The 22,476-nt window shown below is 70.3% G+C and carries 20 protein-coding genes and 1 tRNA gene; 6 read left to right on the forward strand and 15 right to left on the reverse strand.

Annotated features, from left to right (window positions below; genetic code table 11):
• Positions 1–60 precede the first annotated feature (60 nt).
• The 11 genes from prmC to ACIRJP_RS33180 all read right to left on the reverse strand — a co-directional run bounded on the left by prmC (position 61) and on the right by ACIRJP_RS33180 (position 13,022).
• On the reverse strand, positions 61–906 hold the full coding sequence (prmC, locus tag ACIRJP_RS33130) for a peptide chain release factor N(5)-glutamine methyltransferase (protein ID WP_326767849.1): 846 nt from the start codon (positions 904–906) through the stop codon (positions 61–63).
• A 40-nt stretch (positions 907–946) separates the two neighbouring features.
• A complete protein-coding gene (gene prfA / locus ACIRJP_RS33135; protein WP_356088300.1) occupies positions 947–2,023 on the reverse strand; it encodes a peptide chain release factor 1 in 1,077 nt (358 codons plus the stop codon).
• A gap of 155 nt (positions 2,024–2,178) precedes the next feature.
• Complete coding sequence (gene rpmE / locus ACIRJP_RS33140; protein WP_003966263.1) at positions 2,179–2,403, reverse strand: 50S ribosomal protein L31; 225 nt, start codon at positions 2,401–2,403, stop codon at positions 2,179–2,181.
• 153 nt (positions 2,404–2,556) lie between these two features.
• Positions 2,557–3,660: an LCP family protein gene (locus ACIRJP_RS33145; RefSeq protein ID WP_404182258.1), complete on the reverse strand. Its 1,104-nt coding sequence runs from the start codon at positions 3,658–3,660 to the stop codon at positions 2,557–2,559.
• Between the two features lie 387 nt (positions 3,661–4,047).
• Complete coding sequence (gene rho / locus ACIRJP_RS33150; protein ID WP_404182261.1) at positions 4,048–6,072, reverse strand: transcription termination factor Rho; 2,025 nt, start codon at positions 6,070–6,072, stop codon at positions 4,048–4,050.
• 383 nt (positions 6,073–6,455) lie between these two features.
• Complete coding sequence (gene thrB / locus ACIRJP_RS33155) at positions 6,456–7,373, reverse strand: homoserine kinase (protein ID WP_404182264.1); 918 nt, start codon at positions 7,371–7,373, stop codon at positions 6,456–6,458.
• A 289-nt stretch (positions 7,374–7,662) separates the two neighbouring features.
• Positions 7,663–8,733 carry a threonine synthase gene (thrC, locus tag ACIRJP_RS33160; RefSeq protein WP_266729683.1) on the reverse strand — a complete coding sequence of 357 codons (1,071 nt, stop codon included), beginning with the start codon at positions 8,731–8,733 and terminating at the stop codon, positions 7,663–7,665.
• Between the two features lie 6 nt (positions 8,734–8,739).
• Complete coding sequence (locus ACIRJP_RS33165; protein WP_404182268.1) at positions 8,740–10,041, reverse strand: homoserine dehydrogenase; 1,302 nt, start codon at positions 10,039–10,041, stop codon at positions 8,740–8,742.
• 95 nt (positions 10,042–10,136) lie between these two features.
• Positions 10,137–11,528: a diaminopimelate decarboxylase gene (gene lysA / locus ACIRJP_RS33170; RefSeq protein ID WP_404182271.1), complete on the reverse strand. Its 1,392-nt coding sequence runs from the start codon at positions 11,526–11,528 to the stop codon at positions 10,137–10,139.
• Positions 11,529–11,554: 26 nt separating this feature from the next.
• Positions 11,555–12,553 carry an ArgS-related anticodon-binding protein NrtL gene (nrtL, locus tag ACIRJP_RS33175; protein ID WP_404182274.1) on the reverse strand — a complete coding sequence of 333 codons (999 nt, stop codon included), beginning with the start codon at positions 12,551–12,553 and terminating at the stop codon, positions 11,555–11,557.
• Between the two features lie 55 nt (positions 12,554–12,608).
• Positions 12,609–13,022 (reverse strand): response regulator, encoded by a 414-nt coding sequence (locus ACIRJP_RS33180; RefSeq protein ID WP_404182277.1) that lies wholly within the window; start codon positions 13,020–13,022, stop codon positions 12,609–12,611.
• Positions 13,023–13,262: 240 nt separating this feature from the next.
• Here ACIRJP_RS33180 and ACIRJP_RS33185 point away from each other — a divergent pair.
• Both ACIRJP_RS33185 and ACIRJP_RS33190 read left to right on the forward strand, forming a co-directional pair.
• A tRNA-Arg gene (locus ACIRJP_RS33185) sits at positions 13,263–13,334 on the forward strand.
• A 336-nt stretch (positions 13,335–13,670) separates the two neighbouring features.
• Positions 13,671–15,092 carry an ATP-binding protein gene (locus ACIRJP_RS33190; protein ID WP_404182280.1) on the forward strand — a complete coding sequence of 474 codons (1,422 nt, stop codon included), beginning with the start codon at positions 13,671–13,673 and terminating at the stop codon, positions 15,090–15,092.
• Positions 15,093–15,382: 290 nt separating this feature from the next.
• Here the strand turns inward: ACIRJP_RS33190 and ACIRJP_RS33195 are convergent, their stop codons facing one another.
• A complete protein-coding gene (locus tag ACIRJP_RS33195; RefSeq protein WP_404182283.1) occupies positions 15,383–15,760 on the reverse strand; it encodes a hypothetical protein in 378 nt (125 codons plus the stop codon).
• 83 nt (positions 15,761–15,843) lie between these two features.
• A complete protein-coding gene (locus tag ACIRJP_RS33200) occupies positions 15,844–16,506 on the reverse strand; it encodes an ATP-binding protein (protein WP_404182286.1) in 663 nt (220 codons plus the stop codon).
• 188 nt (positions 16,507–16,694) lie between these two features.
• Here ACIRJP_RS33200 and ACIRJP_RS33205 point away from each other — a divergent pair, with 188 nt between their 5' ends.
• Both ACIRJP_RS33205 and ACIRJP_RS33210 read left to right on the forward strand, forming a co-directional pair.
• Entirely contained in the window at positions 16,695–17,567 is an 873-nt protein-coding gene (locus tag ACIRJP_RS33205; RefSeq protein WP_404182289.1) for a helix-turn-helix domain-containing protein, read from the forward strand.
• On the forward strand, positions 17,564–17,767 hold the full coding sequence (locus tag ACIRJP_RS33210) for a DUF397 domain-containing protein (protein WP_404182292.1): 204 nt from the start codon (positions 17,564–17,566) through the stop codon (positions 17,765–17,767). Before ACIRJP_RS33205 ends, ACIRJP_RS33210 begins: the two co-directional genes overlap by 4 nt.
• A 48-nt stretch (positions 17,768–17,815) precedes the next feature.
• Here the strand turns inward: ACIRJP_RS33210 and ACIRJP_RS33215 are convergent, their stop codons facing one another.
• A complete protein-coding gene (locus ACIRJP_RS33215; RefSeq protein ID WP_404182295.1) occupies positions 17,816–18,019 on the reverse strand; it encodes a hypothetical protein in 204 nt (67 codons plus the stop codon).
• A gap of 204 nt (positions 18,020–18,223) precedes the next feature.
• On the opposite strand from ACIRJP_RS33215, the gene ACIRJP_RS33220 reads away from it, so the two are divergent.
• Positions 18,224–20,185, forward strand: coding sequence for a protease pro-enzyme activation domain-containing protein (locus ACIRJP_RS33220; protein ID WP_404182298.1), 1,962 nt, complete (start codon positions 18,224–18,226; stop codon positions 20,183–20,185).
• 120 nt (positions 20,186–20,305) lie between these two features.
• Here ACIRJP_RS33220 and ACIRJP_RS33225 read toward each other — a convergent pair whose 3' ends face one another.
• Positions 20,306–21,349 (reverse strand): Ku protein, encoded by a 1,044-nt coding sequence (locus ACIRJP_RS33225; RefSeq protein WP_404182301.1) that lies wholly within the window; start codon positions 21,347–21,349, stop codon positions 20,306–20,308.
• A 61-nt stretch (positions 21,350–21,410) separates the two neighbouring features.
• Between ACIRJP_RS33225 and ligD the strand changes: the two genes are divergently transcribed.
• Positions 21,411–22,307 (forward strand): non-homologous end-joining DNA ligase, encoded by an 897-nt coding sequence (gene ligD / locus ACIRJP_RS33230; RefSeq protein ID WP_404182304.1) that lies wholly within the window; start codon positions 21,411–21,413, stop codon positions 22,305–22,307.
• The last annotated feature ends 169 nt before the right edge of the window (positions 22,308–22,476 follow it).

Raw genomic sequence — 22,476 nt, forward strand, 5'->3', positions numbered from 1 at the left:
CGGCCTCCTCAAGCGTGTACGGGTGTCGCGGGTACGGGTCGTGCGGGTGGTGGCCGCCGGTCACGGCATGGCCTTGCGGGCCGTGGCGAACCGGGGCCGGTTGTTCAGGTCGGGGTGGTCGGCCGCGTCCGCCCAGCCGCGCTCCTCGGTGAAGATCCACGGCACCTGGCCGCCCTGGGTGTCGGCGTGCTCGATGACGACGAGGCCGCCGGGGCGCAGCAGGCGGTGCGCGGTGCGTTCGATGCCGCGGATGGTGTCGAGGCCGTCCTCGCCGGAGAAGAGGGCCATCTCCGGGTCGTGGTCGCGGGCCTCGGGCGCCACGTACTCCCATTCGGTGAGCGGGATGTACGGCGGGTTGGAGATGACCAGGTCGACCTGGCCGTCCAGTTCGGGGAGGGCGGTCAGCGCGTCCCCCTGGTGGACGGTGACCCGGGAGCCGTCGGCGTTCTTCCTCGTCCACTCGATGGCGTCGTCGGAGAGTTCGACCGCGTGCACCCGCGAGCGCGGCACCTCCTGGGCCATGGCCAGGGCGATGGCGCCCGATCCGCTGCACAGGTCGACGACGGTCGGCTCGACGACGTCCATCGCGCGCACCGCGTCTATCGCCCAGCCGACGACCGATTCGGTCTCCGGGCGGGGGACGAAGACACCGGGTCCTACCTGGAGCTCCAGGTAGCGGAAGAAGGCGCGGCCGGTGATGTGCTGGAGCGGTTCGCGGGCCTCGCGGCGGGCGATGGCCTCCCAGTAGCGGGCGTCGAAGTCCGCGTCCGGCACCCGGTGCAGCTCGCCCCGCTTGACGCCGTGGACGAACGCGGCGAGTTCCTCCGCGTCGAATCGCGGCGAGGGCACACCGGCGTCGGCCAGCCGCTGGGTGGCCTGGGCCACCTCGGCGAGCAGCAGGTTCATCGCGGTTCTCCGTACGGTTTACGGGCTGGGCGGGCTTTGCTTAAGCGGCGGCGAGCTTGGCCGCGGAGTCGGCGTCGACACATGCCTGGATCACGGAATCCAGGTCGCCGTCGAGCACCTGGTCCAAGTTGTACGCCTTGAAGCCGACTCGGTGGTCCGAGATCCGGTTTTCCGGGAAGTTGTACGTACGGATCTTCTCGGAACGGTCGACCGTGCGCACCTGGCTGCGCCGTACGTCCGAAGCCTCCTGCTCGGCGGCTTCCTGGGCGGCGGCGAGCAGTCGCGAACGCAGGATGCGCATGGCCTGCTCCTTGTTCTGGAGCTGGCTCTTCTCGTTCTGGCAGGAGGCGACGACGCCGGTCGGCAGATGGGTGATGCGGACGGCGGAGTCCGTGGTGTTGACGGACTGGCCGCCGGGGCCCGAGGAGCGGTAGACGTCGATGCGGAGGTCGTTGGCGTGGATCTCGACGTCGACCTCCTCGGCCTCGGGCGTGACGAGCACACCGGCGGCGGAGGTGTGGATGCGGCCCTGCGACTCGGTGGACGGGACGCGCTGCACGCGGTGCACGCCGCCCTCGTACTTCAGCCGGGCCCACACGCCCTGGCCGGGCTCGGTGGCGCCGTTGCCGCCCTTGGTCTTCACGGCGACCTGGACGTCCTTGTAGCCGCCGAGCTCGGACTCGGTGGAGTCGATGATCTCGGTCTTCCAGCCGACGCGCTCGGCGTAACGCAGGTACATGCGCAGCAGATCGCCGGCGAACAGCGCGGACTCGTCGCCGCCCGCACCGGCCTTGATCTCCAGGAGCACGTCCTTGTCGTCGCTGGGGTCGCGCGGGACCAGGAGGAGGCGGAGCTTCTCGGTGAGCTCTTCGCGCTGCTTCTCCAGGTCCTTGACCTCGGCGGCGAAGTCGGGGTCGTCGGCGGCGAGCTCGCGGGCCGTCTCGATGTCGTCGCCGGTCTGCTTCCAGGAGCGGTACGTCGCGACGATCGGGGCCAGCTCGGCGTAGCGCTTGTTCAGCTTGCGCGCGTTTGCCTGGTCGGCATGGACCGCCGGGTCCGCGAGCTTCTTCTCCAGATCGGTCTGCTCGCCGATCAGTTCCTCGACCGCCTCGAACATCTTCGGGCTCCTGGTTTCTTCACTCGTGCGTGCCTGCTGGACGGCGTGATGCCGGCCGGGCGGGGGTACGGAACGGGGCCGCGTACCCCCGGCCGGAAAAAACGCCGGTCCCGACGCCCCCGCAAGAGGGCGTCGAGAACCGGCGCAGTGGCTCGCTACTTGCTGGCGGAGCCGGCAGCCTTGCCGAAGCGGGCCTCGAAGCGGGCCACGCGGCCACCGGTGTCGAGGATCTTCTGCTTGCCCGTGTAGAACGGGTGGCACTCGGAGCAGACGTCGGCACGGATGGTGCCGTTGTCGATGGTGCTCCGGGTCGTGAACGACGCGCCACAGGTGCAGCTGACCTGCGTCTCGACGTACTCGGGGTGGATGTCGCGCTTCAAGGGTTTCTCCTAGGTTCGGGAGGGCGCCGGGTCGTACGCGCGGATTGCGCGTCCGTGAACCGGGGCCGACGTACCAGTCTGCCAGGACCGGCCGTATCTCCCAAAACCGGGGGCTGGCCGCAACTATTCCCGGCCCGTCCGCTCACCGCGCGGTCACCGCACGACGCTGCCGGCGGCGCCCTTGTCGCCCGCCGACTTCTCGGTGGCGGAGGCGGGGATGGCCTTGTCGTGTGCGAGCGCGGACCAGACCTGCCGCGCGGACTCCTCCAGCGGTACGACGCGGTTCGGGTCGGCCGGGTCGTACTCGACGGGCAGGGTGACCATGTGGACGTTCTTCGAACCGAGCCCCTTGAGGCCGTTGGCGAAGGACGTGAGTTCCGTGACCGAGCCGAGGTCGGAGTCGGTGGTGATGGTCTTGGTGGCCGTGTCCGCGAGGTCGTACAGGGTCTTCGGGTTCGAGAACACCCCGACGGTCTTGACCTGCTCCATCAGCGCCTTGATGAACGCCTGCTGGAGCTGGATGCGGCCGAGGTCGCTGCCGTCGCCGACGCTCTTGCGGGTACGGACCAGGCCCAGCGACTGCTCGCCGTCCAGGGTGTGGGTGCCGGGTTCGAGCTTCAGATGGCTCTTGGGGTCGTCGATCGCCGCGGTGGTGGTGATCTCGACGCCGCCCAGTTCGTCGATGAGCTTCTTGAATCCGGTGAAGTCGACTTCGAGGTAGTGGTCCATGCGGATGCCGGACATGGCTTCGACGGTCTTGACCGCACAGGCCGGCCCGCCGACCTCGTACGCCGTGTTGAACATCGCGCGCTGCTGGCCCGCGACGGTCTGCCCGTTCGTGTCGCTGGTGCAGTCGGGGCGGGTGACGAGGGTGTCGCGCGGGATGGAGACCACGGAGGCCGTCTTGTGGCCCTTGTTGATGTGCACGACCATCGCGGTGTCGGAACGGGCCGTGCCCTCGTCGGCGCCGTACTCGGAGTTCGCGCCGGACCGGGAGTCCGAGCCGAGCACGAGAATGTCCTGGGAGCCGTTGTCGATGTTGTCGGGGCGGTTCTTTCCGAGCGCCGCGTTGATGTCGACGGCCTTGAGATTGCCGTTGAGCTTGAAGTAGGCGTATCCCAGTCCGGCACCACCGACGACGACCGCGCCGGCCAGGGTCCAGGCGGCGACCACGGTCGCCCTGCGGCGACGGGAGGGCTTCTTCCGGCGCTTGCCGGTGGGGCGTATTCGGCCCCCGCTCCCGTTCTGCTCGGTCATGGGTCTCCTTCGGTCGTCAGCTTTTCCCGGCTCGGCCCTGTCCGGCCCCCAAGCAGCGGTGTTCGGGCATTGCAACGTCGACATGTCGGTACCGCGTACCACGCCGTGGCACGAAGAAGGGTTGCACAGCCACCTGTCGTTTCCGCGTGAGGGACGAAACGGACAACAACCCGACCCAACAGCCGGTGATCCCGCGCTCACCTGCGGTTTCTTGGCCGGCACAGCCATCGCCGCGCTGCCCGCGGGGGCCCGGCATGTGGCAAAGGTCTCGAAACGACCACGGGCGCCGGCTCGGCTGCGTCACACTCGCGCCGCCCATGACGCAGGGCCGCCCCCGTCACCGAAGTGACGGGGGCGGCCCTGTGGTTCGGCCGGTCCGGGGCGACGTCAGTCGTTGCCGTTGCCCGGGGCCGGCGTCGTCTTCTGGATCTGGAGCAGGAACTCCGCGTTGGACTGGGTCTTCTTCATCCGGTCCAGGAGGAGCTCGATCGCCTGCTGCTGGTCGAGCGCGTGCAGCACTCGGCGCAGCTTCCAGACGATCGCCAACTCCTCGCTGCCCAGGAGGATTTCCTCCTTGCGGGTGCTGGACGCGTCGACGTCCACCGCCGGGAAGATGCGCTTGTCCGAGAGCTTCCGGTCGAGCTTGAGCTCCATGTTGCCGGTGCCCTTGAACTCCTCGAAGATCACCTCGTCCATGCGCGAGCCGGTCTCGACGAGCGCGGTGGCCAGGATGGTCAGCGAACCGCCGTCCTCGATGTTGCGCGCGGCACCGAAGAAGCGCTTCGGCGGGTACAGCGCGGTCGAGTCGACACCACCGGACAGGATGCGGCCGGAGGCGGGGGCCGCGAGGTTGTACGCGCGTCCCAGACGGGTGATGGAGTCCAGCAGGACGACCACGTCGTGACCCAGCTCGACGAGACGCTTGGCGCGCTCGATGGCCAGCTCGGCGACGGTGGTGTGGTCCTCGGCGGGGCGGTCGAAGGTCGAGGAGATGACCTCGCCCTTCACCGACCGCTGCATGTCGGTGACCTCTTCCGGACGCTCGTCGACCAGGACGACCATCAGGTGGCACTCGGGGCTGTTGACGGTGATCGCGTTGGCGATCGCCTGCAGGATCATGGTCTTGCCGGTCTTCGGCGGGGCCACGATCAGCCCTCGCTGGCCCTTGCCGATCGGGGCGACCAGGTCGATGATCCGCGTCGTCAGGACGTTGGAGTCGGTCTCCAGACGGAGCCGGTCCTGCGGGTAGAGCGGGGTCAGCTTCTGGAACTCCGGGCGGCCGCGGCCGGTTTCGGGCGCCATGCCGTTCACCGAGTCGAGGCGGACCAGGGCGTTGAACTTCTCCCGGCGCTCGCCGTCCTTGGGCTGGCGCACCGCACCGGTGACGTGGTCACCCTTGCGCAGGCCGTTCTTGCGGACCTGGGCGAGCGAGACGTACACGTCGTTCGGGCCCGGCAGGTAGCCGGAGGTCCGGATGAACGCGTAGTTGTCCAGGATGTCCAGGATGCCCGCGACGGGGATCAGGACGTCGTCGTCGGAGACAGGGACCTCGCTGGCGAAGTCCTCGCGGCCACGGCGGCCACGGCGGTCGCGGTAGCGGCCGCGACGGCCACGGCGGCCACCGGCCTCGTCGTCGTAACCGTCGTCCTGCGGGCCGCCGCCCTGCTGCTGGCCCTGGCGCTGCTGGCGCTGGCCGCCCTGCTGGCCCTGGCCACCGCCCTGCTCGTCGCCCTTGCCCCGGCGGTCGCGCTGACGGTCGCGGCGCTCCCCGCGCTCGCCACGCTCCTGACGGTCACCCCGGTCGCCGCGCTGACCGCGGTCCTGGCGGTCGCCGCGGCGGCCCTCGGCCGTGTCGGCGGCGGCTTCGGCCTTGGCCTCGGCGCGGTCGTCGCCCTTGGGCTCGGCCTGTGTGTCCGCCTTGGCCTCGGCGGGCTTGCTGTCCGCCTTGGTCTCCGGGCTGCCCGCCTGCGCGGTCGCACGGCGCCGACGGCGCTCGCCCGCCGGCTGGTCGTCGCTGGCCGGCTGGCCGGGGATGTCGATCTGCTGCTGGGCCGCGGCCTTCTCGGCGGGCGCCTCGGCGGCAGGCTCGTCCCCGGTGCGTGCCTTGGAGGTGGCACGGCGCTTCGGCTTGGTCTCGGACGTCGCGGCGGGCGCGGCGGCCTTGGGCGCGGCGGAGCTACCGGCCTGCGCCTCCTTGATGACCTCGATCAGCTGGCCCTTGCGCATCCGCGCAGTGCCCTTGATGCCGAGGCCGGACGCGACCTGCTGCAGCTCGGCCAGGACCATGCCGTCAAGGCCGGTGCCGGAGCGGCGGCGCCGTGCGGTGGTGCCAGTGGCAGCACCTTCGGCGGGCGCGGCGCTGTCGACGTTCTTGTCGGCAGTCACGCCCATCAGATCGGTGGTGTCGCTCACGAAGGGTCCTTCCCTGGAGCGGACGTCGGCCTTCTGGCTCGGCGACCGGTTGTGCTGTCCGACTGCGGTCTTTCTTGCGGACCGTGCCGGGGCGGTGGTCCGCCGGGTACGGCGGAGAGATGAAGGTGTGCATGGGCCCGGCGCGAGCATCCCCCTGCTCGGCCCACTCCTGGACAAGCGAGGGGTGTCGTGCCGGTTCCGGAGCGTGCACGAAACTGCTCAGGCAGGCTGCTCAGGCAGTTGGGGAGGCTCCCGGAAGAATTGGTGGTCCCGGAAAGGGACACGAAGCAACGCGCCACATAGACGTCGGTTGCAGACTTGAGGTTAACACTACCGGCTCCAACAAACATTCCCCCTCTCACTCACCGGCAATCACTTCTCGGCTACGGTGCGAGCGGCAGCACACTCGCGCCCGGGGCGTCGAGAGCGAGGCGATTGGCCGCCCACCCCTCGCCCGCCAGCTGTGCGACCTTGTCGGCCGCACCGTCCTCGGCCAGTGCGAGCACGGTCGGCCCGGCACCGGAGATGACCGCGGGGACGCCGTCCGCGCGCAGTCGGTTGACGAGTTCCACGCTCTCGGGCATCGCCGGGGCGCGGTACTCCTGGTGGAGCCGGTCCTCGGTGGCGGTGAGCAGCAGCTCGGGGCGCCTGGTGAGGGCCTCGACGAGGAGCGCGGCACGGCCTGCGTTGAAGGCGGCGTCGACGTGCGGGACCGTGCGCGGGAGCAGTCCGCGGGCGGTCTCGGTGAGGACCGGCTTGCCGGGTACGAAAACCACCGGAACGATGGATTCTGCGGGATCCATCCTGATCGCGCGTGCCGTGCCGCCGTCCATCCACGCGAGGGTGAACCCGCCGAGCAGGCATGCCGCGACGTTGTCGGGGTGGCCCTCGATCTCGGTGGCGAGCTCCAGCAGCGCCGCTTCGTCGAGCCGGGCGTCGCCGCCGGTCGTCACTGCTCGGGCGGCGATGATTCCGGCGCAGATGGCGGCCGAGGAGGAGCCGAGGCCGCGTCCGTGCGGGATGCGGTTGGCGCAGACGATCTCCAGGCCCCTGGGCTGCCCGCCGAGCAGGTCGAAGGCCGTGCGCAGGGAGCGTACGAGGAGGTGGCGCTCGTCGCGGGGCAGCGTGTCCGCACCCTCACCCGCGATGTCGATGTGCAGTCCGGAGTCGGCGACGCGGACGACGACGTCGTCGTACAGCCCCAGCGACAGGCCGAAGGCGTCGAAACCGGGGCCCAGATTGGCGCTGGTCGCGGGGACGCGCACCCGGACGGCGGCGGCTCGGAAAGCGGGACCGGCCATCGGTTGGAGGACTCTCCTTGTGAGGCAGCGGGGGGTGGTGAAGCGGTTTCGTGGTGGCGGGAGGTCGTGGCGCGGCGGGGAGTGGAATTCCGGGGAACCTGACGGCCACAACGGCCCATGCACCGCGGCAGATGCGGCGGTGCGGGTTGGGTACAGCTTATCGAAGGAAGGTTCTGTGGCGACATAGGGCGCACAGGAGGCGCACGATGCGTGTCGCACGCCTCCTATGCGCTCTCCGACCCGAAAAGGGGCGGTTGAGCTGGGCTCTTGCCCGGGCCCTGAGCGGGCTCTAGACCAGGCCCAGCTTCTCGGCGGCGGTGGCCGCGTCGACCGGGACCGTGACCGGCTGCGGTGCGCCCGCGACGGCCCAGTCGGGGTCCTTGAGGCCGTTGCCGGTGACCGTGCAGACGATCTTCTGGCCGCGGTCGACCTTGCCCTCCTCGGCGGCCTTCAGCAGGCCGGCGACGGAGGCGGCCGAGGCGGGCTCGACGAAGACGCCCTCCTGGGAGGCCAACAGCCGGTAGGCGGACAGAATCTGTCGGTCCGTCACCTCATCGATGAAACCGCCCGATTCGTCCCGGGCATCCAGCGCGTACTGCCAGGAGGCCGGGTTGCCGATCCGGATCGCGGTGGCGACGGTCGACGGGTCCTTGACGATCTCTCCGCGCACGATGGGCGCGGAGCCGGAGGCCTGGAAGCCCCACATGCGCGGGGTGTGCGTGGCGAGGCCGTCGCCCGCGTACTCCTTGTACCCCTTCCAGTACGCGGTGATGTTGCCCGCGTTGCCGACGGGGAGGACGTGGATGTCCGGGGCGTCGCCGAGCGCGTCGACGATCTCGAACGCGGCGGTCTTCTGGCCCTCGATACGGACCGGGTTGACCGAATTGACCAGTGCCACGGGGTAGTTGTCCGAGAGCGAGCGGGCCAGCGTCAGGCAGTCGTCGAAGTTGCCGTCGACCTGGAGGATCCTGGCGCCGTGCACCAGCGCCTGGCCCATCTTGCCGAGCGCGATCTTGCCCTGCGGCACGAGGACGGCGCAGACCATGCCGGCCCGCACCGCGTATGCGGCGGCGGAGGCGGAGGTGTTGCCGGTGGAGGCACAGATGACCGCCTTCGCGCCCTCCTCCTTGGCCCGGGTGATGGCCATCGTCATGCCGCGGTCCTTGAAGGAACCGGTGGGGTTGGCGCCCTCCACCTTGAGGTGGACCTCGCAGCCCGTGCGCTCGGAGAGGACCTGGGCGGGTACGAGCGGCGTACCGCCCTCACGAAGCGTGACGACCGGCGTCGTGCTCGTGACCGGGAGGCGGTCCCGGTACTCCTCGATGATGCCGCGCCACTGGTGGGTGCCCTTGCTGGTCATGGGTCCTTACTCCCCTTCAACACGCATGATGCTGGCGACACCGCGCACGGTGTCGAGCTTGCGCAGCGCCTCGACGGTCGCCGAGAGGGCGGCGTCGGACGCGCGGTGGGTGACGACGACGAGGGATGCCTCGCCGCCTCCGTCCGGTCGACCTTGCTGGCGTACCGTATCGATCGATACGCCCTTTTCGGCGAAGACCGTCGCGACCTGGGCGAGCACGCCAGGCTTGTCGGCCACGTCGAGACTGATGTGGTACCGCGTGACCACGTCGCCCATGGGGCTGACCGGCAGGCGCGTGTACGCGGACTCACCGGGGCCGGTGGCCTCGTTGAGCTTGTTGCGGCAGACCGCGACCAGGTCGCCGAGGACCGCGGAGGCGGTCGGCGAGCCGCCGGCGCCGGGGCCGTAGAACATGAGCTGTCCGGCGGCCTCCGCCTCGACGAAGACCGCGTTGTACGCCTCGCGGACGGAGGCCAGTGGGTGGCTCAGCGGGATCATCGCGGGGTGGACCCGGGCGGTGACCGACTGCCCGTCGGCGGCTCGCTCGCAGATGGCGAGGAGCTTGACGGTGCAGCCCATGCGGCGGGCGGAGGCGATGTCGGCGGCGGTGACCTCGGTGATGCCCTCGCGGTGCACGTCGCCGATCCGCACCCGGGTGTGGAAGGCGATGCCGGCGAGGATCGCGGCCTTGGCGGCGGCGTCGAAGCCCTCCACGTCGGCGGTCGGGTCGGCCTCGGCGTATCCGAGGGCGGTGGCCTCGTCGAGCGCTTCGGAGTACCCGGCTCCGCTCGTGTCCATCTTGTCGAGGATGAAGTTGGTCGTGCCGTTCACGATGCCGAGGACCCGGTTGACCTTGTCACCGGCGAGCGACTCGCGCAGTGGCCGTACGAGCGGGATGGCACCGGCCACGGCGGCCTCGTAGTAGAGGTCCCGGCCGTGCTGCTCGGCGGCGGCGTGCAGCACGGCGCCGTCCTCGGCCAGCAGCGCCTTGTTGGCGGAGACGACGCTCGCGCCGTGCTCGAAGGCGGTGGTGATGAGCGTGCGGGCGGGCTCGATGCCGCCGATGACCTCGATGACGACGTCGATGTCGCCCCGTTTGACCAGGGCCGTCGCATCGGTGGTGATCAGTGCGGGGTCGATGCCCTCGCGCACCTTGGAGGGCCGGCGCACGGCGACACCGGCGAGCTCCACCGGCGCGCCGATGCGCGCGGCGAGGTCGTCGGCGTGCGTCGTCATGATGCGCGCCACCTCTGAGCCGACCACTCCACAGCCCAGCAGCGCCACCTTCAGCGGACGCGTACGCATCATCCGACCTCGTTTCCTTTACATCTGATGTGTGGACCAGTCTCACTCACCGGACGGGAGTTTCTGCCACCCGTCCGGATCCTGAGACATCTATTTCATCAGCCGACATCGAGACGCAGGAGATCTTCCTCCGTCTCGCGCCTGACGATGACACGAGCCTGTCCGTCGCGCACGGCGACGACCGGCGGACGCAGGGCGTGGTTGTAGTTGCTCGCCATGGAACGGCAGTACGCACCGGTGGCGGGCACGGCGATCAGATCGCCGGGGGCGAGGTCGGACGGCAGGAACGCGTCCTTGACCACGATGTCGCCGCTCTCGCAGTGCTTGCCGACGACGCGGACGAGCATCGGCTCGGCGTCGGAGGTGCGCGAGGCGAGCGCGACGGTGTACTCGGCGTCGTACAGCGCGGTGCGGATGTTGTCCGACATGCCGCCGTCGACGCTGACGTACGTACGCAGCCCGTCCAGGGGCTTGATGGTGCCGACCTCGTACAGCGTGAAGGCGGTCGGGCCGACGATGGCACGCCCCGGCTCGACGGAGATCCGCGGGGTGGCGAGCCCGGCGGCCTCGCACTCGCGGGTCACGATGTCGCCGAGCGCCTTGGCGATCTCGTGCGGCTCGCGCGGGTCGTCCTCGGAGGTGTACGCGATGCCGAGCCCGCCGCCGAGGTCGATCTCGGGCAGCTCCACCCCGTGCTCGTCACGTACCTCGGCGAGCAGCTGGACCACGCGGCGGGCGGAGACCTCGAAGCCGGCCATGTCGAAGATCTGCGAGCCGATGTGCGAGTGGATGCCGATGAGCTCCAGGCCGTCGAGGGTGAGCGCCCGGCGCACCGCCTCGGCCGCCTGTCCCCCGGCCAGCGCGATCCCGAACTTCTGGTCCTCGTGCGCGGTGGCGATGAACTCGTGGGTGTGCGCCTCGACGCCGACGGTCACCCGGATCTGTACGCGCTGCCGCTTGCCGAGCCGCTGCGCGACGTGGGCGACCCGGGCGATCTCCTGGAAGGAGTCGAGCACGATCCGGCCGACGCCGGCCTCGACGGCCCGCTCGATCTCCGCGACGCTCTTGTTGTTGCCGTGGAAGGCGATGCGCTCGGCCGGCATCCCGGCATCCAGCGCGGTGGTCAGCTCGCCGCCGGAGCAGACGTCGAGGTTGAGCCCCTCCTCCTGGAGCCAGCGCACGACGGCGCGCGACAGGAAGGCCTTCCCGGCGTAGAACACGTCGGCGTCCGGCCCGAAGGCGTCGGCCCAGGCGCGGCAGCGGGCCCGGAAGTCGCTCTCGTCGAGGAAGTAGGCGGGGGTGCCGAACTCCTCGGCCAGCCGCGTCACTTCGATGCCCCCGACGGTGACCGCGCCGCCCTCGTCGCGGGTGACGGTGCGGGCCCAGACCTTCTCGTCCAGGGCGTTGAGATCGGCCGGCGGGGCGGTGTAGTGCCCCTCCGTCATGACATCGGCGTGACGAGGCCCGGCGGGGTGTGCGGATCGGCTCATGGTGTTGCTCTGCTCTCTCGGATCTCTCAGAGGACTTCGGGTGCGCTGATGCCGAGCAGGGACAGGCCGCCGGCCAGCACCGTCCCGGCGGCTTCGGCAAGAGCGAGCCGGGAACGGTGAGCGGCCGAGGGTTTCTCGTCACCGACGGGCAGCGGCGAGGCGCTGTCGTGGAACTCGAAGAATGCCTGCGCGAGGGCTTCCAGCTGCCGGGCGACCCGGTCCGGCTCGCGGTGCCGGGCGGCGGCGGCGAGCACCCCGGGGTGGTCGGCGAGCAGCTCACCGAGCACGGGCACGTCCACGCTCTCCTCGTACGCCGCACCGAACCCGAGCTGCCGGGCGTTGCGGCCCAGCGCGCGGATCCTGGCGTACGCGTACCGCACCCGGAACAGCGGATTGCTCTCCTGCTGTACGAGCAGCTCACCGCCCCCGGTGCCCCGGGGCCGGTCGTGCGGAGCGGCCCGCAGCAGCGACCACCGCGCGGCGTCACTCCCGAGGCGCTCGAAGAGATCGCGGTCGGCGGCCGGCACCGGCAGCACGTGCAGCGCCTCCCCGCCCGCCGCCCGCTCCCCGACCTCGGCGCCCTGGGCCCGGAGCAGCCGCTCGACGGCCGCGGTGACGACCCGGGCCCGGACCTCCTCGACGGGTGCGAACGAGACCTTCGCACCGGCGAGGGCGTCCCCGTGCCCGTACGCCGTACCGCGCTCGGCGACGCTCCGCACCACCGCGCCGAGGCCTCGCGCCCCGGCTCCCAGCGTGAAGTTCAAGAAACCCGGCCCGGTGACCTCGACGTCCCCGATCCCCGGCGCGCCCAGCACTCGTTCCCGGAGGATCTCGGCCACGTCCCTGGCCGGCAGCGCGGCGGGCCCGGCCAGCTGGAGGGCGACGGCACAGGCGTAGTCCCCACGCCCGCCGGGTCGCGTCCGCTCCACCCGCACGCGCGCGGGCACGGGCGCGCGCAGGGCGTCCTCGTCGACCGCGCGGCGCACGGCGTGCAGCACGGTCCTGGAGAGATCGGCGGGGGTCACAGGACAAGCGTATGGGAGGAAGGGGGGCACCCCGCGACCCTGTTTCGCCATGCGGTCATCCCGCGGCGCGCTCCGCCGTCCCGGCGATCCGTCTGCCGTCGAGCGACGGCTGGTCCTTCCGCTCCATCAACTGCCGCACGAGCCGCACCAGCTCGGTCGGCTCGAAGGGCTTCGCGAGAAACGCGTCGATCCCGGCGGCCACTCCGTTGTCCACCTCGTACGGCGTGCAGGCGCTGATGATCGCCACGGGCAGATGTCTGGTCCGCGGATCGGAGCGCAGGCTGGTGGCGGTCTGCAGACCGTCCAGCCTGGGCATGACGACATCGAGCGTGATCACATCGGGATGGACCCGATGCACCAGATCAAGACACTCGACACCATCGGCCGCGGTCACGACCTCGAAGCCCTCAAGCTCGAGGTTGACCCTGATCAAATGCCGGATGACCTTGTTGTCGTCGACAACAAGCACGCGGCCACACGCCCCTGACACACTCCGAGAGTAGGGGCGACTCCGTGGCTGCGTCCGGGTTTTACCCACTTCCGCCCCCGGACGAGTGGCGCGAGGGGTGGCCGGATGCATCCGGAACACACCGCACGCGCCCTACGTCCGACCCCGCGCCGCACCTCCGGCAGGCCGGGAAATACCTGTTCACGGACACCCCGCGGAAGCTGGTAGTGTTTCACCCGTCGCCGAGCAACACAGCGATACGCCCTCGTAGCTCAGGGGATAGAGCATCGGCCTCCGGAGCCGTGTGCGCAGGTTCGAATCCTGCCGAGGGCACCTTGCACAAGGTGCCGAACAGGCCCTTCGATCAGGCATCACGCCAGATCGAGGGGCCTTTTTCCATAACTGGCCTTGCACACCCGGCACCAGTCCTGTCCGGTCGGGATCGCCCTTCGGCCGGATACGCCGAAGGGCGAGAACCTCTCCGAGGCCCCGGAAACTGCACTGGAGACGGGCTGGCCGGCTCCATTCATGCAGCTGCCGACCCCCGACGGCGACCCATCGGTGAGATGAACGTCGTGGCACACAGTGTGCGGTGTGGCGGATCCACAAAGAGAACGGGAACGTTACTATCATTGATGTTAGTAACGTAAATGTCACCGGAGGGTGTCCGTGGCAGATTTCGTGGGGCGACAGGTCGAGCTGGCCACGCTGGAGCGTGAACTGGGCAAGGTCGCCGCCGGCGCGGGCGGGGAGCGGCCCGGCAGATGCGTGATGCTGCGGGGGCGTCGCCGTGTGGGCAAGTCCAGACTGGTCGAGCGCTTCGCCGAGCGCTCCGGCGCTCCGTTCCTCTTCTACGCCGCCACCGGGGCATCCCCGGAGGCCGATCTCCAGAGGCTTGCCCGGGACGCCGACGCTTCGACGCTGCCGCTGGCAAGCCTCCTGGCCGGAGCCCGGCCGGCGAGCTGGGACGCCGCGTTCGACGTGCTGGCGGCGGCCCTGCCCCACGACCGGGCGAGCGTCGTCGTCCTGGACGAACTGCCGTACTTGATGGATGCGGACGGCGCATTCGAGGGTGTGCTGCAGCGCGCCTGGGACAGAGTGCTGGAGACCAAACCGGTGCTTCTCGTCCTCATCGGGTCCGACCTGTCGATGATGGAAGCGCTGAACAGTTACGGGCGCCCGTTCCACCAGCGGGGCCGCGAGATGGTGCTCGGACCGCTGAACCCGGCGGAAGTGGGCCGGATGCTCGGCCTGGACGCCGCGTCGGCCTTCGACGCCACGCTGGTCACGGGCGGGCTGCCGCTCATCTGCACGGAGTGGAAGCGCGGGGCAAGCCTGTGGGACTTCCTCGGGGAAGCTCTCAGCGATCCGGTATCCGCTCTGCTCGTCTCGGCGGAGCGCTCGCTGGCCGCGGAGTTCCCCAAGGAGTTGCAGGCCCGTACGGTGCTGTCCGCGATCGGAAGCGGCGAGCGGACGTTCTCCAACATCGCTCGCGCGGCCGGCGGCCTGTCCGGTGCCTCCCTGCAACGGTCCCTCACCGCCCTCGTGGACAAACGGATGGTGGCCGGCGAGCTGCCCCTGTCCACCCGGCCGTCGAAGGACCGCCGCTACCGGGTAGCCGACCCGTACCTGCGTTTCTGGCTGAAGCTGCTCGGCCCGTCCCTTCCTGAGATCGAACGGGGCCGGGGCGATCTGACACTGTCCCGCATCAAGGAGAACTGGACGAGCTGGCGCGGCCGGGCTGTCGAGCCCCTGGTACGGGAGGCCCTGGCCCGCCTGCTGCCCGACGGGAACCTCCCGGCCGCCCCGGCCATCGGCGGCTACTGGACGCGTACGAATGACGTGGAGATCGACATCGTGGGAGCGGACAGGGCCCCGATCGCCAAGGAGCTGCTGTTCGTCGGCTCGGTGAAGTGGCTGGAGAACTCCCCCTTCGACCGCCACGACCTGGCCGCGCTGCACCGTCACCGCGCCGCGCTGACACCCGATCCGGTACCGGTGGTCGCGGTCTCGCGCAGCGGGACCGACTGCGGAGCGCTGGACGCGACGTACAGGCCTGCTGAGCTGCTGGAGGCGTGGGGCGGCGTTTGATGCCGCCCCTTGCCGGGGAGCGGCCGCGCGTGCGCGGTCGCCGCGTGGCGAAGGAACACTCGCCGGCCGACCCGCCCGTCACCCCGAGGCGGGCTGCGAGCAGCGTCCTCACCTCGGATATGGAGGACCTCACCGCGCTATGCGGAAAGCGCGTCACCATCATCCAGATCTGACCGCAGCGCTTCCACGGGCAAGTGGAACCACGCCAGATCGTGCGGCCAGTTGTCATTTACGGTCGCACCCGTTCACAGCGGAGTGCCCGACCGGCCACCGGCTTCGGTCCGTGCGGCCTACGACCCTGCGCCCTCCGGCCCGTCGGAGCCGATCTGTTCGGCCCGCAGCGCCAGGTCCTGGAGCACATCGGCGGACGTCACGTCCGTCTGCCCGGAGTCGTGCACCTGGGCCAGCATCGCGAAGGCCAGGGTGAACGCGCCGACCAGCTGCTCCACCGCACCGCCGACCTCGCGGCCGACGAGCGTCGCGACCTCTTCGATCGAGGCGTCCTCAGGAACGGTGATCCGGGGCATGGTCTCGTTGAGGAGTACGGTCACCACGCTGGGGTCGGTGTCCAGGTCGTCGCGGTCGACGTTCTCTTCGAGCAGCCGACGGATCTCGCCCGCTTCCGTGAGGATGCCCACCACCCGCTTCACCACTTCACTCTGCTCCATCCGGCGAGCATAGGCGCGTGGTCGCGCAGCTGGTGATCAATCGGCGTTTCCCGCAGCCGTCCGTTTCCCGGCCCGCCCCGTGCTCAGCGCGGGAATGCCTGGCCCGGGTGCGCCGTCGCGCCGCCCTCGGCCCGTACCGTCACGGGCTCCGACGCGGGCAGCCGCAGGGCCGGGCCGTCGTCCAGCCCGACGACGACCGCGAGACCGCCGGACGGGTACCGCTCGCCGCGCACGCTCCGGACGGTGTGCCAGCCGCCCCATGCCCGTACCGACTGCCCGGGCCGTACGGTCACCGCCGCGACCTCCATCCCCTCCGGCCGGGTTACGGAAGCAGTTCCCGGGGCCAGAAGTTCCGCCCAGACCGTCTTCCCGATCCCGGCCCGCCGCTCGTCCACGCCCCACCGTTCCGCCAGTGCGTCGACGAGTTGGAGGCCGCGGCCGGCCGTGTCGAGCGCGCCGGGGCGTTGCATCCGTGGCCGCCCCTCCCCCGCGTCGCTCACCTCCAGCCGGAGCAGAGCGCCGCGCTCGCGGCAGACGATGCGTACGCCGACCATCCGGTCGCCGGGCGCGGGTGCGCGCAGGGCGTTGGTGACCAGCTCGGAGAGAACCAACTCGGCGCAGTCGGCGGCGTCCTGGCGCGCCCGCCATTCGCCGAGCCTGGCGCGGAGGACGGCTCGGGCCTTCGGGACGCTGGAGCGACGGCGAGGTAGCCGGAAGGTGGCTTGGCAAAGGGAAGGGTGCGGCATGGCTCTCCCGGAAGGCAGAAGGTCTCGGTTCAAGTGGCCTGGCGAGGCGACGACTTCGCGGTCCAGGCAGCACGAGCGTGCCGAGAAAACGACTACTGGCGCAACGTTGAATCGGCATCGCGAGGAAGAATTCATCCTTTCGGGAGAACCGGCAGCCGCTGCCCGCCGGGCTCTGATAGGAGGTAGCTATGCCAAACGTGAAGCCATCCACCGTGCTCGGGCGCCAACTCGGCGATGAACTACGGCGATTCCGCGAGGCAGCCGGCCTCACCACAGCCATCGCGGCGGAGGCCCTGGACTGCACGAAGGGCAAGATCAGCCGCATAGAAAATGGCCACGTTCCTGTCCGTACGCCCGACCTCGTCGCACTGATGAAGGCCTACGGGGTGACGGACCAAGCTGCTTGCGAACGTCTGGAGGCGCTGGCTCGCAGGGCCAACCGGCGTCGGCGCGACGGCTGGTGGCATCAGTACGCCGATGTGCTCAGCGACACCTACCGGGACCAGATCGAGATGGAAGCGATCTGCGACCGCATTCGCACGTACCAAGTGCAGCTGGTCCCCGGACTCCTCCAGACAGCCGAGTACGGACGCGCGGTGACGGTGGCGTCACGGGCCTGGCAGACACCCCAGGAGATCGACCAGTTCGTGGAGGTTCGGCTGGCCAGACAGCGGCGGCTCACCGACGACGCACCCATGGAGCTGTGGGCAGTGCTTGCCGAAGGCGTACTTCGGCAACGGGTGGGCGGGGCTGCCGTGATGCACACCCAGCTGGAACATCTGGCCGTCATGGCCGAACTCCCCAACGTCACCGTCCAGGTCCTGCCGTTCGAACGCGGCGCGCATTCAGGTATGTTCGGCCCGTACCTGCTACTGAGCTTTCCGCAGGTTTCGTCCCTCGACCTGGCACTGTCGGAGACACCGACCGGCAACATCTGGACGGAGCGGGAACCCGAAGTCGCCCGCTACCGCGCCCTTTTCGACGACGCGCGCACTGCGGCGCTGCCGCAGACGGAATCGCTCGCCTTGATCCATCGCATCGCCAAGGAGCATCAGCAATGACCCCTGCCATAGGTCCCATGCCTGACCTCACCCGAGCGGCATGGCGGACGAGCAGCCACAGTGGCGGCCAGGGCGACTGCGTCGAGGCCGCCACCAACCTCCCCCACCTCGTCCCCGTCCGCGACAGCAAGCGCCCCGACGGGCCCGTGATCGGGTTCGGGCGGGGCGCTTGGCGGGCCTTCGTGAGCGATCTCGCGTAGCTCGCACCCCTGGCTCGAACGGGCAATGCGGTCACCGCGGCGGGACCGTCACCCCACCGGCAGCCCCGGCGCCGGGTACCCGACCATCGGCTCCTTCACCTCCGCGCGCACCCGCGCGAGCGCGGGCTCGTCCCCGGTGCGGGCGGCCTCGACGGCCCGGGGGATCCACCGCGGGGGGCGCTCCGCGCGGGCCAGGTCGCGCACCTCGTCGAGGTCGAACCGGCCGGTGTCGCGGCGTAGGCCGTACCGCACAGCGCGGGGTCGCCGACGAGGGTTCCCCAGCAGGGCATTTCGTGGGTTTCTCGGCGAACTGCCCCGCACATTGGTTCACTTGGTCGATTCTTGGTCAGTGCATGCCCCTTACATGAGGCGTTCCTCGCCAGAGTGGCGCATTACATGTGCACATCATCCGGCGCATGTAATCCACACGCGTAGACCCACATCGCAGGGGGTTGTATGAGAACCAGCCGCGCGAGAAGTCGCGCCGCGCTGAGCATGGCAGCGACGCTGCCGCTGCTGGCCGGCGCGCTCGCCCTCGGGATACCGAACGCCAGCGCCGACTCCGCGCCGAGCGGGCGGGACGCGCTGCAGGGCACCAAGCCTGTCTGGGCCACCACCGGGGCGGATCTGGGAGCCACGTCCGACAGCGGCAAGGTCAGCGTCCGGGTCCACCTGGCCGGACGGGACGCGAAGGGGCTGGCCGCCTACGCCGCCGCCGTCTCCGACCCGCAGTCCGCTTCGTACGGGAAGTACCTGAGCGCCGGTCGGGCGCAGGCCCGGTTCGGGGCGACGCAGCAGCAGATCGACCAGGTCAGCACGTGGCTGAAGTCGAACGGGCTGACCGTCACCGGCACCAACCAGCACTACGTCTCGGCCACCGGTGAGGTCGCCGCCGCCGAGAAGGCGTTCGGCACCCAGCTGCGCAACTACCGCAAGGGCGGCCGCACCTACCGCGCCCCGGCCTCCACCGCCTCCGTGCCCGCCGCGCTGAGCGACGCCGTGCTCGCCGTCTCCGGCCTGGACAACGCGCCGCACAAGTCGAGCCACGACGAGGCCCTGCCGCCGCCGGACGGGGTGTTCCGCAACTCCGGCCCCTTCTCCACGTACTACGGCTCGAAGACGGCGTCGTCGCTGCCCAGCGCCTACGGGTCCAAGGCGCCGTTCGCCGTGAAGGGGTACACCGGCAAGCAGCTGCGCGCCGCCTACGGTGCCGGAAGCTGGACCGGGAAGGGCGTCACCGTCGCGATCACCGACGCGTACGCCTCGCCGACCATCGCGAAGGACGCCGCCGAGTACGCCAAGCGCAACGGCGACGCGCCCTACCGTCGCGGTCAGCTGACCCAGGTGCTGCCGGACGACTACACGAGGACCGAGGAGTGCGGGGCCTCCGGCTGGTACGGCGAGGAGACCCTCGACGTGGAGGCCGTGCACGCGGTCGCACCCTCCGCCGACATCGTCTACGTGGGCGGCGCCTCCTGCTACGACGCCGATCTGCTGGACTCGCTGAACAAGATCGTCGACAACCGGCTCGCCGACATCGTCTCCAACTCCTGGGGCGACATCGAGGCCAACGAGACCCCGGACGTCGCCGCTGCGTACGACCAGGTCTTCAAGATGGGCGCGGTCGAGGGCATCGGCTTCTACTTCTCCTCCGGCGACGACGGCGACAACGTCGCGTCGACGGGCACGAAGCAGATCGACGTACCGTCCAACTCCGCCTGGGTGACCTCCGTCGGCGGAACCGCGCTGGCGGTCGGCAAGAACGACAAGTACCAGTGGGAGACCGGCTGGGGCACGCTCAAGTCGAGCCTCTCCGACGACGGGAAGAGCTGGGCCGGCTTCCCCGGCGCCTACACCTCCGGCGCGGGCGGCGGCACCAGCTCGTCCGTGAAGCAGCCGTTCTACCAGCGCGGTGTCGTGCCCGACTCGCTCGCGCAGGCCAACGGCAAGCAACGGATGCGCACAGCCCCGGACATCGCGGCCGTCGCCGACCCGAACACCGGCTTCCTGGTCGGCCAGACCCAGACGATGCCCGACGGATCGCTCGGCTACGACGAGTACCGCATCGGCGGTACGTCACTGGCCGCGCCGGTCATCGCCGGTGTCCAGGCTCTGGCGCAGCAGGCCCGGCACGGGCTGCCGATCGGCTTCGCCAACCCGGCGATCTACGCCCGGTACGACTCGAAGGCGCACCACGACGTCACCGACCACCCGCTGGGCGCGAACCGCGATCTCGCGGTCGTCCGGGTCGACTACGCCAACGGCGTGGACGCGGCGGACGGTCTGCTGACCTCGCTGCGCAGCCTCGGCAAGGACGCCTCGCTGAAGGCGGTCAAGGGGTACGACGACGTGACGGGGGTCGGGACTCCGGCGGCCGGTTACGTGAACTCGTACCGCTTCCCGTTCCGCAGGCACTGAGCCACCACCGGTCCGGTGCCGACGGCGTAGGTCCGATACCGACGGCCATCCCGGGGCTCTGCCTCCGGGGCGGCCGTCGGCCACGTTTGCAGGGGGGTGCGGAGGGGGCGTGCCGGGGGCTCAGGCCGAGGCCCGTTTGCGGGGAGCCGCCTTCTTCGCCGCCGGCTTCGGGTCCGACTTCGCGGTGGTCTTCTTCGCCGTCGACTTGGTGGCCTTCTTCGCCGTCGACCGCGCCGCGGTCTTCTTGGCCGGTGCGGACTTCTTCTTCGTGGTCGCGGCCGTCTTCTTGGCGGCGGCCGTGGCCTTCTTCTTCGCCCCGGTGCCGCCGGACTTCCTGCGGCCGCCGAGGGAGGTGACCCCGGCGACGGGAGCGTCCGCCTTCTCCTCGCCGCGGGCCTCCTTCGCCGCCCGGACGCTGCTCTCCAGGGCGGCGATCAGGTCGATGACCTTGCCGCCCGAGTCCTCCGCCTGAGCCGGCTCCAGCGTCCGGCCCTCCGCCTTCGCGGCGATGAGCTCCTCGACCGCCTCGCGGTAGTCGTCGTGGAGCGAGTCCATGTCGACCTCGCCGAGGGTGTCCATCAGTGCGTCGGCCAGGTCGAGTTCGGCTTCCCGGACCTTGACGTCGGTCTCCGGGGCGACGCCTTCCGGGCTGCGGATCTCGTCCGGCCAGAGCAGGCCGTGCATGGCGATCACGTCGTCGACCACGCGCAGCATGCCCAGCCGCTCACGGCCGCGCAGCGCGTACTTCGCCAGGGCGACCTTCTGGCTCCGCTTCAGCGCCTCGCGGAGCAGGGTGTACGGCTTGGCCGCCGGAACTCCGTTGGCGCAGAGGTAGTACGCCGCGTCCATCTGGAGCGGGTCGATCGAGGCGGCCGGCACGAAGGCCACGATCTCGATCGTCTTGGCCGTGGGCAGCGGCAACGAGCCGAGGTCCTCGTCGGTGACCGGGATCACCGAACCGTCGGGCTCCTCGTACGCCTTCCCGATCTCGGCGGCGGTGACCTCCTCCTCGTCGATCTCGCAGACCTTCCGGTAGCGGATCCGGCCCCCGTCGGCGAGGTGGATCTGGCGGAAGGAGATCGAGTGGTTCTCCGTGGCGTTGACCAGCTTGATGGGGATGCTGACCAGCCCGAAGGAGATGGCGCCGTTCCAGATGGACCTCACCGTTCACCCCTTGTGTCCGCATGAATACCAGTACGTTCTTAAATCATGTGATTCTTATCGTATGACGCCGATCACAGAGGTGGAGGGGCGACGGCTGGCGCTCAGCAATCTCGACAAGGTGCTGTATCCAGCCACCGGGACCACCAAGAGCGAGGTGCTGCACTACTACGCGGCCACCGTCGCGGGGCCCCTGCTCGCCCATCTGCGCGACCGGCCCGTCTCCTTCCTGCGCTACCCGGACGGGCCGGACGGGCAGCGCTTCTTCACCAAGAATCCGCCACCCGGTACGCCGTCCTGGGTACGGACCACTCCGATGCCGCACCGCGAGGACAAGAAGGCCAGACAGGTGGTCGTGGAGGATCTGGCCTCGTTGATGTGGGCGGCGAATCTGGTGGTGGAGTTCCACACTCCGCAGTGGCGGGCCGGTGCTCCGGGGATCGCCGACCGGATGGTGTTCGACCTGGACCCCGGACCTCCCGCGACGGTCGTGGAGTGCTGTGCGGTGGCGCTGTGGCTGCGCGAGCGGCTGGCGGCGGACGGGCTGTGCGCGTACGGGAAGACGTCCGGGTCGAAGGGGCTGCATCTGCTCGTACCGCTGGAGCCGACGCCCTCCGCCCGGGTGTCGGCGTACGCGAAGGGCCTGGCCCTCCGGGCGGAGCGGGAGCTCGGGGACCTGGTCGTGCACCGCATGAAGCGGGCGCTGCGGCCGGGGAAGGTCTTCGTCGACTTCAGCCAGAACGCGGCGGCGAAGACCACCGCCACCCCCTACACGCTGCGCGCCCGGCCCGAACCGACCGTGTCCGCGCCCGTCACCTGGGCGGAGATCGAGGGGTGCCGGGCCCCCGGGGAGCTGGTCTTCCTGCCGGACGGGATGGCGGCGCGGCTGGAGCGGTACGGGGATCTGCTCGGCCCCCTGGCCGACCCGGACCAGGCCGGCCGCCTGCCTGTCGCCCCGTAGCGCTCTCCCTGCCTGTCGCCCCGTAGCCCTCTCCCCTGCCCGTCGCCCCGCAGTCTCCCCCGGGCTGTCGTCCCGTCACCCGAAGCGGCCGATTCTCGCCGGTCCGCCGATAGCGCATGGCACAGACCTTTGTCATGCTCGCTAGGAAAAGACCGCATGTGGAGGGCGG

It is taken from the genome of Streptomyces sp. NPDC102437, assembly GCF_044765565.1.
Lineage (GTDB): Bacteria > Actinomycetota > Actinomycetes > Streptomycetales > Streptomycetaceae > Streptomyces.

Excerpts from the sequence above, each read along its gene's own strand:
- prmC (WP_326767849.1), bottom strand. The coding sequence starts at position 906 with ATGAACCTGCTGCTCGCCGAGGTGGCCCAGGCCACCCAGCGGCTGGCC.
- prfA (WP_356088300.1), bottom strand. The coding sequence starts at position 2,023 with ATGTTCGAGGCGGTCGAGGAACTGATCGGCGAGCAGACCGATCTGGAG.
- ACIRJP_RS33145 (WP_404182258.1), bottom strand. The coding sequence starts at position 3,660 with ATGACCGAGCAGAACGGGAGCGGGGGCCGAATACGCCCCACCGGCAAG.
- thrB (WP_404182264.1), bottom strand. The coding sequence starts at position 7,373 with ATGGCCGGTCCCGCTTTCCGAGCCGCCGCCGTCCGGGTGCGCGTCCCC.
- thrC (WP_266729683.1), bottom strand. The coding sequence starts at position 8,733 with ATGACCAGCAAGGGCACCCACCAGTGGCGCGGCATCATCGAGGAGTAC.
- ACIRJP_RS33165 (WP_404182268.1), bottom strand. The coding sequence starts at position 10,041 with ATGATGCGTACGCGTCCGCTGAAGGTGGCGCTGCTGGGCTGTGGAGTG.
- lysA (WP_404182271.1), bottom strand. The coding sequence starts at position 11,528 with ATGAGCCGATCCGCACACCCCGCCGGGCCTCGTCACGCCGATGTCATG.
- ACIRJP_RS33195 (WP_404182283.1), bottom strand. The coding sequence starts at position 15,760 with ATGGAGCAGAGTGAAGTGGTGAAGCGGGTGGTGGGCATCCTCACGGAA.
- ACIRJP_RS33200 (WP_404182286.1), bottom strand. The coding sequence starts at position 16,506 with ATGCCGCACCCTTCCCTTTGCCAAGCCACCTTCCGGCTACCTCGCCGT.
- ACIRJP_RS33205 (WP_404182289.1), top strand. The coding sequence starts at position 16,695 with ATGCCAAACGTGAAGCCATCCACCGTGCTCGGGCGCCAACTCGGCGAT.
- ACIRJP_RS33210 (WP_404182292.1), top strand. The coding sequence starts at position 17,564 with ATGACCCCTGCCATAGGTCCCATGCCTGACCTCACCCGAGCGGCATGG.
- ACIRJP_RS33220 (WP_404182298.1), top strand. The coding sequence starts at position 18,224 with ATGAGAACCAGCCGCGCGAGAAGTCGCGCCGCGCTGAGCATGGCAGCG.
- ligD (WP_404182304.1), top strand. The coding sequence starts at position 21,411 with ATGACGCCGATCACAGAGGTGGAGGGGCGACGGCTGGCGCTCAGCAAT.